16 protein-coding genes are annotated in these 16,315 nt (G+C 55.7%); 14 read left to right on the top strand and 2 right to left on the bottom strand.

Annotated elements, in window-relative coordinates:
• Positions 1-16 precede the first annotated feature (16 nt).
• The 8 genes from AB1644_02525 to AB1644_02490 all read left to right on the top strand — a co-directional run bounded on the left by AB1644_02525 (position 17) and on the right by AB1644_02490 (position 7,813).
• Complete coding sequence (locus tag AB1644_02525) at positions 17-1,774, top strand: peptidylprolyl isomerase (GenBank protein MEW6049923.1); 1,758 nt, start codon at positions 17-19, stop codon at positions 1,772-1,774.
• Between the two features lie 3 nt (positions 1,775-1,777).
• Positions 1,778-2,407 (top strand): hypothetical protein, encoded by a 630-nt coding sequence (locus AB1644_02520; GenBank protein ID MEW6049922.1) that lies wholly within the window; start codon positions 1,778-1,780, stop codon positions 2,405-2,407.
• A 90-nt stretch (positions 2,408-2,497) separates the two neighbouring features.
• A complete protein-coding gene (locus AB1644_02515; protein ID MEW6049921.1) occupies positions 2,498-2,704 on the top strand; it encodes a cold shock domain-containing protein in 207 nt (68 codons plus the stop codon).
• A 131-nt stretch (positions 2,705-2,835) separates the two neighbouring features.
• On the top strand, positions 2,836-3,864 hold the full coding sequence (locus tag AB1644_02510) for a GntG family PLP-dependent aldolase (protein ID MEW6049920.1): 1,029 nt from the start codon (positions 2,836-2,838) through the stop codon (positions 3,862-3,864).
• 32 nt (positions 3,865-3,896) lie between these two features.
• On the top strand, positions 3,897-4,667 hold the full coding sequence (locus AB1644_02505; protein ID MEW6049919.1) for an MBL fold metallo-hydrolase: 771 nt from the start codon (positions 3,897-3,899) through the stop codon (positions 4,665-4,667).
• Positions 4,668-5,187: 520 nt separating this feature from the next.
• Positions 5,188-6,237, top strand: coding sequence for a hydroxymethylglutaryl-CoA synthase (locus AB1644_02500; GenBank protein ID MEW6049918.1), 1,050 nt, complete (start codon positions 5,188-5,190; stop codon positions 6,235-6,237).
• 14 nt (positions 6,238-6,251) lie between these two features.
• Complete coding sequence (locus AB1644_02495; protein MEW6049917.1) at positions 6,252-7,415, top strand: thiolase domain-containing protein; 1,164 nt, start codon at positions 6,252-6,254, stop codon at positions 7,413-7,415.
• On the top strand, positions 7,412-7,813 hold the full coding sequence (locus AB1644_02490) for a Zn-ribbon domain-containing OB-fold protein (protein MEW6049916.1): 402 nt from the start codon (positions 7,412-7,414) through the stop codon (positions 7,811-7,813). Before AB1644_02495 ends, AB1644_02490 begins: the two co-directional genes overlap by 4 nt.
• Positions 7,814-8,316: 503 nt before the next feature.
• Here AB1644_02490 and AB1644_02485 read toward each other — a convergent pair.
• Together AB1644_02485 and AB1644_02480 are read right to left on the bottom strand one after the other, a co-directional pair.
• Entirely contained in the window at positions 8,317-8,625 is a 309-nt protein-coding gene (locus tag AB1644_02485) for a hypothetical protein (GenBank protein MEW6049915.1), read from the bottom strand.
• Between the two features lie 176 nt (positions 8,626-8,801).
• Positions 8,802-9,146 (bottom strand): carboxypeptidase-like regulatory domain-containing protein, encoded by a 345-nt coding sequence (locus AB1644_02480; GenBank protein ID MEW6049914.1) that lies wholly within the window; start codon positions 9,144-9,146, stop codon positions 8,802-8,804.
• A gap of 263 nt (positions 9,147-9,409) precedes the next feature.
• Here AB1644_02480 and AB1644_02475 point away from each other — a divergent pair, with 263 nt between their 5' ends.
• From AB1644_02475 to AB1644_02450, 6 genes are all read left to right on the top strand, one after another.
• Positions 9,410-11,203, top strand: a complete 1,794-nt coding sequence (locus AB1644_02475; GenBank protein ID MEW6049913.1) for an acyclic terpene utilization AtuA family protein — start codon at positions 9,410-9,412, stop codon at positions 11,201-11,203.
• Between the two features lie 12 nt (positions 11,204-11,215).
• Positions 11,216-12,823 (top strand): carboxyl transferase domain-containing protein, encoded by a 1,608-nt coding sequence (locus AB1644_02470; protein MEW6049912.1) that lies wholly within the window; start codon positions 11,216-11,218, stop codon positions 12,821-12,823.
• 10 nt (positions 12,824-12,833) lie between these two features.
• Positions 12,834-13,628 carry an enoyl-CoA hydratase-related protein gene (locus AB1644_02465; protein MEW6049911.1) on the top strand — a complete coding sequence of 265 codons (795 nt, stop codon included), beginning with the start codon at positions 12,834-12,836 and terminating at the stop codon, positions 13,626-13,628.
• 98 nt (positions 13,629-13,726) lie between these two features.
• On the top strand, positions 13,727-14,104 hold the full coding sequence (locus tag AB1644_02460) for a GIY-YIG nuclease family protein (GenBank protein ID MEW6049910.1): 378 nt from the start codon (positions 13,727-13,729) through the stop codon (positions 14,102-14,104).
• 118 nt (positions 14,105-14,222) lie between these two features.
• Entirely contained in the window at positions 14,223-15,743 is a 1,521-nt protein-coding gene (locus AB1644_02455) for an acetyl-CoA carboxylase biotin carboxylase subunit (protein ID MEW6049909.1), read from the top strand.
• The gene (locus tag AB1644_02450; GenBank protein MEW6049908.1) at positions 15,736-16,233 is read left to right on the top strand and encodes a biotin/lipoyl-containing protein; all 498 of its coding nucleotides are present in this window, start codon (positions 15,736-15,738) and stop codon (positions 16,231-16,233) included. The genes AB1644_02455 and AB1644_02450 overlap by 8 nt, the downstream gene beginning before the upstream one ends.
• The last annotated feature ends 82 nt before the right edge of the window (positions 16,234-16,315 follow it).

Here is a 16,315-nt window from a genome sequence, read left to right as displayed (position 1 = left end):
TCTTGAAAGGATGTCGATGCGCCCCTGTTTGGCGATTCTTGTTAGTCTCGGTGTCATTGTATTTCTCTTGGTCGGTTGCAGCCGCCCGCCCGTGCTCAGCGATGAAACGGCCGGAGCGGCGACCTACGTCGTTGCTTCCGCCGATCCCGGGTACGCGCTTTCCGCCCGTGACTTCTACGCGTCGTTCCGCAAGAGCACCGTCCAGCCGACGGGCGGTTATGTCGACCAGACGGCTGTGAAGGCGTTCCTCGACAGCCTGGTGGTTGATACGCTCCAGGGATATGAGGCTGATCAACTCGATATCAGGAAGCACTATCACGACTACTGGACGTATCGCCTGAGGTACCACGACTACCTCATGCAGAATTATTTCGAAAAGACCGTGTATGAAAAAGTGTCGGTTGATTCGCTCGACGTGATCGATTTTTTCAAGAGTCGTCCGGACCTGTTCGCTATTCCCGAGCAGGTGGATCTCTGGCATATTCTGGTACTGCCCATCGGCCTGACCTCCAGTCGCGATTCCCTGTACTATCGCTCGCTCCCGCCTGAGGAATTCGAAGCCCAGATGAAGGAGTACGCCTTCAATATCTACCGCGCACTCTGCATGGGGGCCAATTTCCAGGACATGGCGATGCGGTACTCCCACGATCAGGGGACAAAATCCAAAGGCGGCTACCAGGGGTGGGTGACCCGCAACGTCTACCTGCCCCCCTTTGATTCCGTTGCTTTCTCCACCAAGGTGGGAGAGCTCGCTGGGCCATATCGCGACAAGGACGGTTGGCACATACTGTTCATCGGGGATCATCTGCAGGCTGGCCTGCCACCTATCGACAGAGAGATGTTCTATCAGACCGCCAGTCGCACACTGCAAACGTCGAAATCAAACGAGATCGGCATGAAGCTGATGGACAGCTTGCGCTCCGGGCTCCAAGTCGATATGAACGAGCAGATGCTCGACACCAACATTTATCTGGTGGGTGATTCGGTCTGGTGCGGGATTGTCAACAAAGCGGATACGTTTGATGCCCAGTACCTGAAGAATATCGAAGAAGCGTACCGCACCCGATACAAAGTCCCGAACACCACTCCCGAGATCAAGCGGGAGATGATGAAGTATATGGCCGAACGATTCATGGTGGTCCAGGCAGCCCGAGCGATCGGGTTGGATACGCTCAAGCGTATCCGCGAGCACGAACAGGCACTCCGCCACGAGACTGCCCGCTCGATTCTGGACCGCAACCGCTACGACATGACCTGGACGCCATCCGACAGCGCCGTCCGCGGCTACTACCAGACCCATAAGAAGGACTTTATGGTCGAAAAACCGCTGGTGGTTCAGCAGATCGTAACAAGCGATTCCGTTTTCGCGGAGTTTCTTCGCGATCAAGCCGATGCCGGCGTTGATTTCCTGGAGCTGGCGCGCCAGCATTATCCCGGCGATGTCACTGTCCGCTCCGAGCTGGCCGACCTTGGAGCCATCGGCCCCAAGGATGTGGATCCGGTGTTTTATAACGCGGCACTGGGAACTCCGGTCGGACAAGTGTCCAGGCCAATTAAGACCAAGTACGGTTGGCAGATCATCAAGGTGCTCAAACATGAAGAATCAAAGGGGCTGGACCAGGCGCGGGGACAGATACAAATGATCCTGACCCAGCAGTACAAAACGTCTATGCTACGACAACTGCAGGATCGGCTGTTTGAAAAGTACCACGTTCGCTTTCCGAGTAAACTCGGAAAGGTGCACCTCAAGCCATACGCAGACCGTAACGCGTGACCAATGCCGGAATTGTTGCCGGACACACCTGAGCAGATTCCGTTTTCTCAGGAGGTTGCCCGAAAGGCCACCCACATGGGGGCCCTCGTCATACCGGTAGGGTACTATCTCCTCGGCCTTGAAAAGGTCGAGGCACTGGCAATCCTCGTGCCGGTTTTCCTCGCGGTAGTCTTGATTGATGTCGCCCGTCTCCGTCGCTGGCCACTCTGGCGGACGTTTGTGGGTCGGGTTTTCTCGGCCATGATCCGCCAACATGAACAAAACGGCGACTTCATGGGTGCCACCTATATATTATTGGCCTCTTGTTGCACTGTTGCTTTATATCCCAAGCCGATAGCTATTGCCGCTCTTGCGTTTATCATAGTGGGCGACTCCTTTGCTGCCGTAATTGGTCGCCGCTATGGGACACACCGTTTCCGGAACAAATCAATCGAGGGATCGTCCGCCTGCCTGGTTGGGACCGTTTTTGTGGCCTTAATAGCGCCCGACCTTGCCCTGCCGGTCGGCATGGCCGGGGCGGCTGCGGCGACCCTATTTGAGGCGTTTCCGCTCGGGGTGGACGACAACGTAACTGTACCTCTGTTATCCGGTTTGACCATGTCAGTTGTTCAGAAAATGCTGGTCGGGGGTTAGATTTTTCTTGCGTCAAATGAAGTCCGGAGTAGTATAATATTAGAGAGTGCGGGATCAAGGACAACTCCATAACCACATTGGAGGTAGTGCATGTCAAAGGGCAAGGTCAAGTATTTCAATGACCGCAAGGGTTGGGGAATCATCACCTGCTATGACACGGAACAGGACGTCTATGTCCATCACACCGCCATTAACATGCAAGGGTACAAGACGCTCAGGGAAGGGCAGGAAGTGTTTTGCGAGGTGAGTCAGAGCGATCACGGGTTGAAAGCCCGCAACGTTACCCCGGCTCAGTAACCCTGACAGCCAAATGAACGAAAAGGCCGCCCAGACGTGGGTGGCCTTTTCTTTTGTCTGGGGAGGCACCGCACCGTTTCTATCGGACTTAGAGCCTGACACGATTGCCGGCAGAGCATATATTGCCCCGCATGAAAGTCATTGATCTGCGCTCTGATACGGTAACCAAACCGAGTCCTGCCATGCGCCGGGCGATGTACGAAGCCGAGGTTGGGGATGACGTTTTCGGCGATGATCCCACCGTCAAAGTGCTTGAACGATACGTTGCTTCCCTGTTTGAACGGGAGGCAGCCCTGTACGTGCCATCGGGCACCATGGCAAACCAGATTTCCCTTAAAGTAAGCTCGCAACGGGGCTGGGAGCTTCTGTGCGACCGCGAGTGCCATGTGGTCAACTATGAATGTGCCGGTCCGGTGGTGCATTCGCAGCTTCTGGTCAATCTCCTCACGACCGAGCGAGGAATGATTACGGCGGAGATGGTCCGAGCCAATATCAGACCTAAGAATCTTCACACTCCCGAAACCAAATTGGTTGCGCTGGAAAACACGCATAATCGTCATGGCGGAACTATCCTGCCACAGGATGAAATCATCAAAGTACGCCAGGTGTGTGATGAGTACGGCTTGCATTTGCACCTCGATGGGGCCCGTATCTGGAACGTGCATGTTGCGACCGGCATGTCACTGCCGGAGCTAACTCGTCCCTTTCACACCATCTCGTGCTGTCTCTCCAAGGGGCTCGGGGCGCCGGTTGGATCGATGATTGTCGGAAGTGCTGAGTTTATCCAGAAATGTTTGCGGGAACGGAAGCTGTTCGGTGGCGCGATGAGGCAAGTGGGAATCATTGCGGCAGGCGGGCTGTATGCGGTCAAGAACAACATCCCACGACTAGCAGAAGATCACGCCAACGCCAAGCTGTTGGCCAAGGGATTGAACGAACTGCCACCATTACGCGTTGACCTGAAGAGGGTTGACACCAATATCGTCGTGCCGCATATCATGACCGACCAAACCTCCGATGTCTTGTGTGCAAAGATGAAAGAAGTTGGAGTTTGGGCCATACCGTTTGGCCCGAAGAAGATTCGTTTTGTGACGCATCTCGATGTCTCCCGCGCCGACTGCGAGGAGGCGCTGGGGCGGTTGACAAGTCTCTTTGCATAGCGCGCATTTCCGCGCGAGTATAGGAGGGAACATTGTCGTACAGCACTTTCACGTTTCTCGGGACTTCCTCCGGTGTCCCGCAGGCGGGGCGGGCCAGTTCGGGGCATATGCTCAAAGTAGAAGACAGCCTTTCGCTCATTGATTGCGGCGGAGGGGTCTGCTCATCGTTTCTGAAATGCGGGTTCGATCCTCTTAAAGTCGACCGCATTTTTATAAGTCACACTCATCCGGACCACGTTTGCGAACTGCCGCTGTTTCTCCAGATGATCTATCTGGCTGGAAGACGGGAGCCGGTGACCTGTTATCTTCCCGATGAGTTTGTAGCGCCGTTCGACGCATATCTTCCGTCAGTCTATATCATCAAAGAGCGGCTCAGCTTCCCACTCACAATTACGGGATACGGCGAGGGAGTCGTTTACAATGAACTGTTTCATCTTGAGGCGATTGCCAACAGTCATCTCATGAAGTATGCGGAACACGTCCAGAGACTGTCGCTGCCCAACAAAATGCAGTGTCACTCGTTCGATATCAGAGTCAGTGACCGCAGATTGTTCTACTCGTCTGATCTGGCCAGTTTTGACGAGATCAAGGACTGCCTGTTCGGGTGCGATGTCGCGGTAGTCGAAGCGACCCATATCGACTTGGAACAACTTCTGTCATTTCTTCCGACAGCGCACGTCGGGAGGATGCTACTTACCCACGTCATGTCCGAGGAACAGGCGCAATTGATCGAAGCACAGGCGCGAGATGCGCGTATTGACAACCTGGTTGTGGCGATTGATGGACTCACGGTGAAGTTGTAGATAGCCCATCTGAATACCCCTCACCCTAACCCTCTCCCCTAAGAGGGGAGAGGGGATTGACGCTTTTGCGCTCATTCGTCTCATCTTGCGGCAACCCTTTTGACCCCTCACCCTAACCCTCTCCCCTGGGAGGGGAGAGGGGATTGAAATGATCCTCTGTCCCACCCGGGAGGACTCGTCGCCGAGTGCTACACTCAAGGAGCGCCGCATTCAGCGTGCCTCACGACAGCGATGTTCGTGCAAATGATTATAATCGCGATTTCTCATCGTTCTCTCTTGTGCATTATCGGGGGTGAATTTATCTTCAACGCCAATCCAATTCCCACCCCAAGGGGTGGGGTACCGCAGTAGACAAGGCTGTAAATCCGATGGGTGCCCCACCGCTTGCGGTGGGAAACTGAGTTTTCGTTCGAATGCCGTGCATGAGGCGTACAACATGCGGAGCGGTTTTGAAACCGCTGTGAAAGTGTAGATAAATTGAAGGCCGCACTAATAAAGGTTCTAACTCACAGGTGAAATGATGGCAGGTATTGTCGGATATGGCGCCCATTTGCCCAGACACCGGATCAAAGTCGAAGAGATCGCCAAGGTCTGGGGGATGGATGCCAACAGCTACAAAAAGGGGCTGATGCTTCGCGAGAAGTCGGTCCCACCTCCGGACATGGACACGATAACTCTCTCGGTTGAAGCGGCGCGTAACGCACTTCGTCGGGCAGGTATTGTCAGTCCATCGGATATCGGCGCGATCTATATCGGGTCGGAGTCGCATCCGTATGCAGTGAAACCATCGGGGACGACCGTTGCCGAAGCGATCGGTGCCACTCCCAATATTCACTGCGCCGATTTCGAGTTTGCCTGCAAAGCAGGCTCGGAGGCGATGTTTGTGGCGCTCAGTCATGTCGAGTCGGGATTTATGAAATATGCGCTGGCGATTGCGGCGGACACATCGCAGGGGGCGCCATCGGATGCGCTCGAGTTTTCTGCGGCTGCCGGTGCGGGCGCATTTATTATGGGAAAAGACCATCTGATTGCCGAGTGTCTGTACACCCACTCCTACATGACCGACATGCCGGATTTCTGGCGGCGCGAGCACCAGTTCTATCCGCAGCATGGTGGGCGGTTCACCGGAGAAGAGGCGTATTTCGCTCATACCAAAGGAGCCTCGAACGCCATTCTGAAGAAGTCCGGGATGAAGCCGAAGGATTTCGCGTACGCGGTGTTCCACCAGCCAAACGGCAAGTTCCCGCAGCGCGTGGCGCTCGAGCTCGGGTTCACGCAGGAGCAGATCAATCCGGGGTGGCTGTCGCCGACTCTCGGCAACACGTATTCCGGCGCATCGCCGATTGGCCTGACCGCCACGCTCGATGTCTGCAAGCCGGGCGAATTGGTGTTCATGTGCTCGTACGGTTCCGGCGCGGGGTCGGATGCGTTTATCTGGAAGGTGACCGACCGGATAAACGAGGTGCGCGACAAGGCGGTCCGGACGCGAAAGCTTCTGGAAGAAAACCTGACCTATGTCGACTACGGCACCTACGCGAAGTACCGTCACAAGATCAAAAAGAATGATTAGGAGGTAAGACACAGATGAGACAAGTCTCCGTCGTCGGTGTCGGCTTGAGCGAATGGGGCGAGGTCTGGCGATCTTCCCTTCGCGATCTGTTTGTCGATGCCGCCATGAATGCGATAAAGAATTCGGGAGTAGACCACATCGACTCCATGTATGTCGGCTGCATGTCCGGCGGGCTGTTTGTCGGACAGGAACATCTTGGCCCGCTGATGGCCGATTACCTTGGCGTGCGCGGTATTCCGGCCGTGCGGGTCGAGTCCGCCTGCGCTTCCGGAGGGATGGCGTTCCGTCAGGCGTTTATCGAAGTAGCGTCCGGTATGTCCGATATCGTCCTCGCGTCCGGGGTCGAGAAGATGACCGATTGCAGCGGCGATGACGCTACCTATGCGCTTGCCACCGCGGCCGATCAGGAATACGAAGTGTTCCACGGTGCCACGTTTCCGGGACTGTATGCGATGATGGCGCATGCCCACATGGCGAAATACGGCACCACGCGCGAAATGCTCTCGGCGGTGGCGGTGAAGAATCATCGCAACGGCGCCAAGAACCCGGTAGCGCAATACCCGTATGAAGTGACAGCCGACCAGGTTTCGAACTCGGTTATGATTGCCGACCCGCTTCGTGTGCTCGACTGCTCGCCGATCACGGATGGCGCGGCGGCTGTGGTTGTCACTACGCCAGAGATCGCCAAGAAGCTCGGCAAGCCATATATCAACGTGCTGGCCTCCGCGGTCGGGACCGACAGCATGGCGCTGGCGCAGCGCGATGACTTCACAACTATCAAAGCGGCCACGATTGCCACACAAAAGGCACTGAAAATGGCGGACAAGAAGATCGAACAGATCCAGTTCGCCGAACTGCACGACTGTTTCACGATTGCCGAGCTGATTCTCCTCGAATCAATCGGCAAATACCCGGTTGGTAAGGCCGGGCAGGCGATTCTGGCGTGCGAGACCTCGCTGGAAGGGAAGTTCCCCTCGAATCCGTCGGGCGGTCTCAAGTCCAAAGGGCATCCGGTCGGCGCGACCGGCGTGGCGCAGATCGCCGAAGTGTACAAGCAGCTGACGGGCCAGGCGGAGAACGGGCGGCAGATACCATCGAAGCCGACTCTCGGCATGGCGCAGAACATGGGGGGCTCGGGGGCATCATCAGTGGTGCACATCATGGAGGTGGGACGATGACCATGTTTTCTTCCCGCAACTGGCGCGAGTACCCGCAGCGGTATCGCCTTGAAGCCGTCAGGTTCAAAAAAAGTGGCAAGACCTACTATCCGCCTCGCAAAGTCGATCCGGAGACAGGCGACACTGCGTGCGAGAAGGTGATTTTGCCGGAGACCGGCAAGATTATCACGTACACGGTGATACGGACGGCCTCGGCGCAGTTCAAGGATATGGCGCCATACGCGCTGGCGATTGCGGAGTTGACCGACGGCACCCGCATAATGGCGCAGATGACAGACTGCGACGTCGAGAAGATCAAGATCGGCATGGAAGTGCGCCTTGAGTTTCGCCGCATTCAGAGCGAGGCGGAGCATGGGGTGCTGAGCTACGGGCATAAGTTCGTGCCCAAGTGGTATTAGGCAACATTTCAGTCAGGTCACACGCCCCGAAGCGGGTCGCAGGACCTGACTGAACTGGCATCGCCGGTCTTACCACTTCGCGCGCGGACGTCGTCCGTTTTACCGCTTCTCGCGGACGTTGTCCGTCTTACCGCTTCGCGCCTAAAGGTGAGGAGTGGTAGACATGTGGGGGCAGGATCGAAATGGGTTTTGCCTTTTTGCAGCCCCTCATCCGCCCCCTCGTCTTCGCTCGGGACCACCTTCTCCCCAGAGGGGAGAAGGAACTACCTCGGTGGCGCACAGCTTGCTGTGCGACTGTCCCGATCTTGTCGGAAAGCTTGTTTCCTTTCCGAAACGTTTCCACAGCAAGCTGTGGGGCACCCCGGCAATTCCTTGTCGCGTCTCGACTGCGCTCGACGCGACGAAAGTAGTCTCCTTACACTTGTAAACGGCAGACCTCCCGGTCTGCCGTCAATCGGCACACGAGGACGTGTGCCGTTTATTGTCCGTAGTCTCGTGGCCTGTTAGATAGTTACCGGGCGAATTTTCCGGTACAGCAGGGCAAGGAATAGGCCCCACAGCAGGCCGATCAGAGCCGGACGCAGGGGGATGCCGGAAATAGAACCGTCCGGTTGGCCAACGCCGATCAGCCAAGCGTTGACGCCGACCCAGAATGAGAGAAGCGCCAACAAGAAAGAAATAACCAGCATCACCCAGCCGCGCGTCCATGGGGCGCCGTACCAGATTGCCAGACCAATGATAACGCCTATGGGAAACGCGACAAGGCCGGTGAGAATCGGCAGGAGACCGAGGAGAATCAGAATGCCAATCATAGAACCCTCCTTGTGGTTGGGGATAGGATACGGGCATATCCACGATAAGGCAACAGGTGATTTGGTCGAGGCAATTGGTAGAAGTAGAAGCGGTTCTGGGCTATGGGGACTACAGGGTCTCATGCGCAACGTTGTTCGTCAAGAGCCATTCCGAAATTCATCACCCGTTGGGTGCGCTACGGGCTTTCGAGGATGGCAAGGTTGATGTCAATACGAATTGTGACGCCGCTCCTGATCTCGACATCCGTTGCCTGCATCCGCCTATACCCAACACATGAAAAATACACTCTGTAGATACCCGGAGGAATATTCTTCACTCTATAAAATCCAAGAGAATCAGAAATTGCCCCAACTGTTGAGGACACGATCATCACTGACACGCCCGTCAGAGGCTGGCCTGTCGTGCTATCTTTAACATAACCCTCCAGCCTTCCGGTGCCATCTTTCCACTCCTGATGATGGCAGACTGCGCCAATCAGTGTGAGTGCTACGAGCGTTATTAACGGAGCAAAGGATCTCATGCTTGTCTATCTAATGAAAGGCCGAGTTCGGTCTTAGAGACTTACTCTCTGTCAATAATGACGTCGGAATATGTGTCTTTGTCAAACTGCGTTAGGCCACTCAATCTATAGCAAATGGTTCAGGGAGTCTGCTGTCAAAATACCTTTGGCCTTCCAAGCTTCCCCTTTACAACCTTCATCCGACCGGATATATTGGCGTTTCGGTGAATGCGTGGGCGGTTCGTTGTATTTGCAATACAACGGGTTAGAAGGGCTGACATAGGTTGAAAAAGATCGTGCGGATTGGGAATGCCGGCGGGTACTGGGGGGATGACCTCTCGGCCCTCAAACGCCAACTCACCGGCGGACCGCTCGACTATATCACCATGGATTTCCTCGCGGAAATCACCATGTCCATTCTCCAACGACAACGTCAATCGAATTCAGAACTCGGCTATGCGGTCGATTTCCTCGACCAACTAAAAGAATGCCTTCCGCTGATTGTCAAAAAGAACGTGCGGGTTATCTCCAATGCGGGCGGAATCAATCCGATCGGGATGGGACGGAAGATTGTCGAGATGGCGCAGAAGATGGGGCTGGATATCAAAGTGGGGATTGTCTACGGCGACAATATCGTAGACAATCTGTACGAGTTGACGGCGGCCGGGGAGCGGTTCGACAATATGGAGACAGGTGAAGATTTTTTTGCGGTGCGCTCGCGGATAACATCGGCGAATATCTATCTTGGTGCGGAGCCGGTGGTGAAGGCGCTGGAGGCGGGGTGTCAGATAGTCGTCACTGGACGAGTGACGGACACCGGGATCACGCTGGCGCCGATGATACATGAATTAGGCTGGTCGATGGATGACTGGGATAAGATGGCGGCCGGGATTGTGGCGGGGCATATTATCGAGTGCGGCGCACAGGCGACCGGCGGGAATATCACCGATTGGCACGAGGTGAAAAGCTATCACAATATCGGGTATCCGATAATCGAGATGGAATCATCGGGGGAGTTCGTGGTGACGAAACATCCGAAAACCGGCGGCATGGTGACAGAAAAGACGGTCAAAGAGCAGCTCGTGTACGAGATGGGGGACCCCTCGAATTATATCTCACCTGACGGTGTGGCGCGGTTTGATACGATTCAACTGAAGCAGGTTGGCAAAGATCGGGTGAAGGTGTACGGTGTCAAGGGGAAGCCGGAGCCGGATTGCCTCAAGGTGTCGATGTCGTTCGATGACGGCTGGAAGGCCTCGGGAGAAGTGCTGGTAAGCGGGCCGGATACGTTTAAGAAGGCAGAGACGATTGCGGACATTTTCTGGCGGAAGCTGAATCATAGGTACGACGCAACACACACGGCGATGGTGGGAGCGGGGTCGTGTTGGCCTGAGACGCTTTCGGAGTATGAGCCGAATGAGATTTTGCTGAGGTTTGCGGTACGAGATAAGGAAATCGGCAAGGTGAAGGATTTCGGGAAAGCGCTCTCGACGCTGATTCTCTCGGGCCCGGCCGGGATGGCGGTGACGGGGCGGGGACGTCCGAAACCGGTGCAAGTGGTGACGTACTGGCCGGCGCTGATGCATCGCACGCGCGTGAAGGCGAAGGTGCTGACAATCGGCAGTGATGGCACGGAGGATTTTCACGAGATTGCGTTCCCGATCCGGATGCAGGCGAAAGCAGAACATGATTCGGCAAAGCCAGAACGATTGAAAACCAGGAAGATAAGCGGGGCGACCAAAGTTGTCCGGTTGCAGGAACTGTGTTATGCACGCTCGGGGGATAAAGGGGACACGTGCAATATCGGAGTGTTGGCGCGGTCACCGGAGATATACGAGTGGATGCTGGATAATCTGACCACTAAGCGGGTGAAAGAATTTTTCAAGGGGATGACACTCGGCAAGGTGGTACGGTATGAACTGGACAATCTGCACGGATTGAATTTCCTTCTGGAGGAGACGCTTGGCGGCGGCGGGACGCAGTCGTTGTTGCTGGACCCGCAGGGGAAAACACTGGCGCAGGCGCTCTTGCAGATGCCGGTGAAGGTGCCGGTGTCGCTGTTGAAGACAAAGTCCTGAGGGACGGTGGATATGTTTCGGATAGAGACGAAGATCGATACGAGCGACGCGGCGTTCAAAGAGAATGTCGCGAAGAATAAAGTTTCGCATCAGCTATTCAAGGAGCGACTGGAGAAGGTCAAATTAGGGGGACCGGAGAAGTCGCGGCAGCGACATGTGGAGCGAGGGAAACTGCTTCCAAGAGAACGACTCGCTCGTGTCCTTGACAAGAACACGCCGTTTTTAGAACTGAGTCCGCTGGCGGCGTACGACATGTACGACAACGATGCGCCTGCCGCCGGGATCATCACTGGCATTGGCTCAATTCACGGGCGCGAGGTGATGGTGGTAGTGAATGACGCTACGGTCAAAGGGGGGACGTATTATCCGATGACAATTCTTAAGCATGCACGGGCACAGGAAATTGCCGAGAAAAATAATCTGCCGTGCGTGTATTTAGTCGATTCCGGCGGGATTTTCCTGCCGCTTCAGTCGGGGACGTTTCCGGACAAGGATCACTTTGGCAGAATCTTTTACAACCAGGCCAGGATGTCGGCACTAGGGATTCCGCAGATTTCGGTGGTGATGGGATCGTGCACAGCCGGAGGAGCGTATCTTCCGGCGATGTCTGATGAGACGGTGATTATCCGGAAACAGGGGACGATTTTTATCGGCGGACCGCCGCTGGTGAAGGCGGCGACCGGTGAAGTAGTGACGGCAGAAGAACTGGGGGGAGCCGATGTGCACTGCCGGACCTCCGGTGTGTCGGACCATTATGCACTCAATGATGAGCACGCGCTTCAGATAACGCGGAATATAGTCGAGAATTTGCACCGCACACCGCGATTTGAGGTCGACCGGACGACGCCGGAGGATCCGTATTACGATCCGGAAGAACTATACGGAGTCGTTTCCAACGATCTTCGCAAGCCGTACGATATCCGTGAGGTGATTGCGCGAATCGCGGATGGTTCGCGGTTCCATGAATTCAAAGAGCTGTATGGTGCGACGCTGGTGACCGGGTTCGCGCGGATCATGGGGTATCTGGTGGGGATAATCGGCAATAATGGGGTGCTGTTTGCGGAGTCGGCACAGAAGGGGGCGCATTTTATCGAGCTGTGCACGCAGCGGCGGATTCCGCTTTTGTTCTTGCAGAATATCTCCGGGTTTATTGTAGGACGTCAGTACGAGGCGGGAGGGATTGCCCGCGATGGCGCCAAGATGGTGCATGCGGTGGCGAATGCCGATGTGCCCAAGTTCACGGTCGTTGTTGGCGGATCGTATGGCGCAGGCAATTACGCGATGTGTGGGCGGGGGTATTTCCCGCGTCTGTTGTGGATGTGGCCGCACGCGAAGATTTGCGTCATGGGTGGTGAACAGGCGGCGGATGTGCTGGCACAGGTGAAGATCGAGCAGCTTGAGAAAGAGGGACGGAAGCTGACGCCGCAGGAGATCGCGGCGATTCGCCAGCCGATTATCGATAAGTACGAATCCGAATCGACACCGTATTACTCCGGCGCGCGGCTTTGGGATGACGGGATAATCGGGATAACCGAGACGCGCCAGGCGCTGGCGCTGGGGATATCGATGTCACTCAACGCGCCGGTGCCGGAGCAGCGGTACGGCGTGTTCAGGATGTAGCGGGGTGGTCATGGCATTTACAACGCTTGAGTACATCAAGGACAAGGCGGTCGGGCATATTTTCTTCAACCGGCCGGATATTCATAACGCCTTCAATGCGACCGTCATCTATGAGATGGCGGAACTGTTTGAGCAACTGGAGCAGGATGATGACCTTCGTGTGGTCGTGCTGACCGGACACGGAAAGTCGTTCTGCGCCGGTGCAGACTTGAATTGGATGAAGGCGGTGGTGAATCAGACGTTTGAGGAGAATCTGGCCGAGGCGGAGGCACTGGCGGATTTGTTCTACCAAATATACAGTTTCAAACGACCGGTAATCGGCAAGATAAATGGTGCGGCGATTGGCGGGGGAACGGGCTTTGTCGCGGTGTGCGATATGGCGATTGCGGCGCGGTCTGCCAAGTTCTCGTTCTCGGAAGTGAAGATTGGGGTCGTTCCGGCTTGTATCGGACCGTACGTGATCAACAAGATTGGTGAGGGGAAAGCGCGCGAACTGTTCATCACTGGCGAACGGATGGACGCAGAGCGGGCGTTCCAGGTGGGATTGGTCAATAAGGTTGTAGATGACGACCAGCTTGCCACAGAGGTCAGTTCGGTGGTGCTGTCGATCTTGACCTCGGGACCGGAAGCGGTGGCGATGGCGAAGCAGTTGGTTAGTTCGGTGCCGCGCATGACGCCGGAGCAGTTCAAGCCATACACAGCGGAAATGATTGCGAGACTTCGATTGTCGCACGAAGGACAAGAGGGGATGGAGGCGTTTTTGAATAAGCGCCAGCCGAACTGGGTGAAGAAAGAGGTAAAATAGATTGCTCCCGGAGCGGGAGAGCCTGGCTGAATGGAATTCGTCGGCCTTCGACTCCGCTCAGGCCGACGAAAAGGGAACTGCTGGGTTTGAAAAGTCTAATGGTGGGGGCTGAAGGGTCGCAAGGTGTGGATGCAGCGTGGTTATACATTGTCGAATGCCTGGATGACTCATACTACACGGGAGTGACGACTAAGGTCATACAGCGAATGGTCCAGCATGAGTTCAGCGAAATATGTAGTTATGTCTCAAAGCGTGGTTTCAAGAGGCTTCTGTTTACAATTGAGTTCCCAAGTTTAGAGGATGCTGCGAGGGCTGAGAAACAAGTGAAGGGATGGAGCCGGGCGAAGAAGGAAGCGCTTATGCGAGGGGATTTCGATATGATCCATGAGCTTTCTGTTTGTCACAATAGCACTCATCATGGAAATAGGTCGAAAGAGAAGCCCATGACAGCCGAGACAGCAAATAAGACCGTATGAGAAGATATACATTTAGTTGTACTGGCTTGTTCAATTAGCGATAGCTAATTGAACGTCGGGCTGAGCGGAGTCGAAGCCCGACGACATATGGGCATGAAAGACTCAGGCAAGAACACATATGGCTGAACAACTCTTCAAGAAGATCCTCGTTGCCAACCGATCGGAGATCGCGGTCCGGGTGATGAATGCCTGCCGGACGCTGGGGATTCCCTGCGTGGCAGTTTATTCCGAGGCGGATGCGAACAGCAGACATCGATGGTACGCCGATGAATCGGTGCTGATTGGGCCACCGCCGCCGCGGGAGTCATATCTTGATATCGATAAGATCATCGACGCGGCACACAAGACCGGCTGTGATGCGATTCACCCGGGGTATGGATTTCTGGCGGAGAATCCGCTCCTTCCGAGACGGTGCGCAGCGGAGAAGATTACGTTTGTCGGCCCGGACGCAGAGGCGATGCGACTCCTTGGGAACAAGATCGAGTCGCGCGTGAAGATGGCGGAAGCTGGGGTGCCGTTGATTCCGGGGATGACCGGGAGCGCGACTGAAGCGAAAGTATTTCATGATGCGGCGAGGAAGGCGGGGTACCCAGTAATCATCAAGGCGGCGGCCGGCGGCGGGGGGAAGGGGATGCGGGTGGTGCACAAGCCTGATGAGCTTGATGATGCGCTTGAGGCGGCGCAGAGGGAGGCGGCCAACGCATTCGGTGATGACACGGTGTATCTGGAGAAGTACATATCGAATCCGCGCCACGTCGAGTTCCAAGTGCTGGCAGACATGCACGGCAAGTGCGCGCATCTCTTTGAACGGGAATGTTCGATACAGCGAAGACATCAGAAGATTATCGAAGAGACGCCATCGACAGCCGTCAGCCCGGAACTTCGAGCCCGCATGGGGGCGGATGCGGTAAAAGTGGCGCAGGCGGCTCACTACACGAATGCGGGGACGGTTGAGTTTCTGCTGGATGATTCGGGGCACTATTATTTTCTGGAGATGAACACGCGTATCCAGGTGGAACATCCGATCACAGAGATGGTGACAGGAGTCGATTTAGTGGTGGAGCAGATACGTGTGGCAGCGGGATTGTCGCTGTCGGATTCTTTGAAGAATCTCACACAGCGCGGGCACGCGATCGAGTGTCGAATCTATGCCGAGGACGGCGAGAACGGATTTCTTCCGTCGACGGGGAAGATCATTCATTACACCGAACCGGCCGGGCCGGGGATACGGGTGGACTCAGGGATCGAGCAGGGGTCGGAGATTACGATCAACTATGATCCGATTATGGCCAAGCTGATCGTTCACGCGCCCAATCGGGATATGGCGATTACCAAGATGATCGGCGCTCTGCATCAGTATAAGATACTCGGGGTGAAGACATCGAAGCGATTTATGGTCGACGTACTGTCGCATCTGGAGTTCCGCGCGGGGAGGACATTCACGAGCTTTATCGAACAGCACATGGGGAGCCGCTCAGTCGATGACAAGAAATATCGTGACGCGGCAGCAGCGGCCGTCATCGCAGCGATGCAATCGGCAGCGTTGAATGGAAATGCAGGAGGGCCGGGCAGGGCGGCGATGGCTACGCCCTGGCAGAGCCTTGGCGCGTGGCAGATCGGAGACTCCATTCGTGGATAAGCAGGAACTGATCGTCAACGGTGAAACTGTCATTCTTGAAACGGAGAAAAGCGCCGAGGGGATAACGGCGAAAGCGGAGAATTCCAAGCTTGCCGTACGACCGGTGGGGGCGGGGCTGTATGTAGTCGAACAGAACGGGATTCGCCACAGCGTGGCAGTGGCCCGGAACAAAAGCGGCTATCTTGTCGATGTGGACTCGATGCTGTTCGAAGTGCAGGAGCTATCGGAGGAAGGGTTTGCCGGCGGGGCGGGTGATCATGGAGCCGCGAAAGACAAAGTGTATGCGCCGATGCCAGGGAAGATTGTCAAGCTCATGGTGGCGGTGGGAGATGCAGTGGAATTGAAGCAGCCCCTGGTCATTGTTGAAGCGATGAAGATGGAAAACCAGGTGAATGCCAAGGCGAAGGGGCGAGTGAAAGCGGTCAATTTTGCGGCGGGGGACCAGGTGGACACCGAGAAGCCGATTATCGAATTGGAATTGAGCGAGTAGACAGGTTCACCCTTCCTGTGGGGAGAGAAAGCTGCATCGCTGGTTCGGTGGCGCACAGCTTGCTGTGCGACATTAACGCATA

The sequence above is a fragment of the Candidatus Zixiibacteriota bacterium genome, assembly GCA_040753875.1.
Classification (GTDB): Bacteria; Zixibacteria; MSB-5A5; order GN15; family FEB-12; genus DATKJY01.
Note: the sequence above shows the minus strand (reverse complement) of the source record. Positions and strands in the feature narration are given on the sequence as shown.

Coding starts and splice junctions, on each gene's coding strand:
- AB1644_02515 (MEW6049921.1), top strand. CDS start 2,498: ATGTCAAAGGGCAAGGTCAAGTATTTCAATGACCGCAAGGGTTGGGGA.
- AB1644_02500 (MEW6049918.1), top strand. CDS start 5,188: ATGGCAGGTATTGTCGGATATGGCGCCCATTTGCCCAGACACCGGATC.
- AB1644_02485 (MEW6049915.1), bottom strand. CDS start 8,625: ATGATTGGCATTCTGATTCTCCTCGGTCTCCTGCCGATTCTCACCGGC.
- AB1644_02470 (MEW6049912.1), top strand. CDS start 11,216: ATGTTTCGGATAGAGACGAAGATCGATACGAGCGACGCGGCGTTCAAA.
- AB1644_02520 (MEW6049922.1), top strand. CDS start 1,778: ATGCCGGAATTGTTGCCGGACACACCTGAGCAGATTCCGTTTTCTCAG.
- AB1644_02460 (MEW6049910.1), top strand. CDS start 13,727: ATGGTGGGGGCTGAAGGGTCGCAAGGTGTGGATGCAGCGTGGTTATAC.
- AB1644_02455 (MEW6049909.1), top strand. CDS start 14,223: ATGGCTGAACAACTCTTCAAGAAGATCCTCGTTGCCAACCGATCGGAG.
- AB1644_02465 (MEW6049911.1), top strand. CDS start 12,834: ATGGCATTTACAACGCTTGAGTACATCAAGGACAAGGCGGTCGGGCAT.
- AB1644_02490 (MEW6049916.1), top strand. CDS start 7,412: ATGACCATGTTTTCTTCCCGCAACTGGCGCGAGTACCCGCAGCGGTAT.
- AB1644_02510 (MEW6049920.1), top strand. CDS start 2,836: ATGAAAGTCATTGATCTGCGCTCTGATACGGTAACCAAACCGAGTCCT.
- AB1644_02525 (MEW6049923.1), top strand. CDS start 17: ATGCGCCCCTGTTTGGCGATTCTTGTTAGTCTCGGTGTCATTGTATTT.
- AB1644_02495 (MEW6049917.1), top strand. CDS start 6,252: ATGAGACAAGTCTCCGTCGTCGGTGTCGGCTTGAGCGAATGGGGCGAG.
- AB1644_02480 (MEW6049914.1), bottom strand. CDS start 9,146: ATGAGATCCTTTGCTCCGTTAATAACGCTCGTAGCACTCACACTGATT.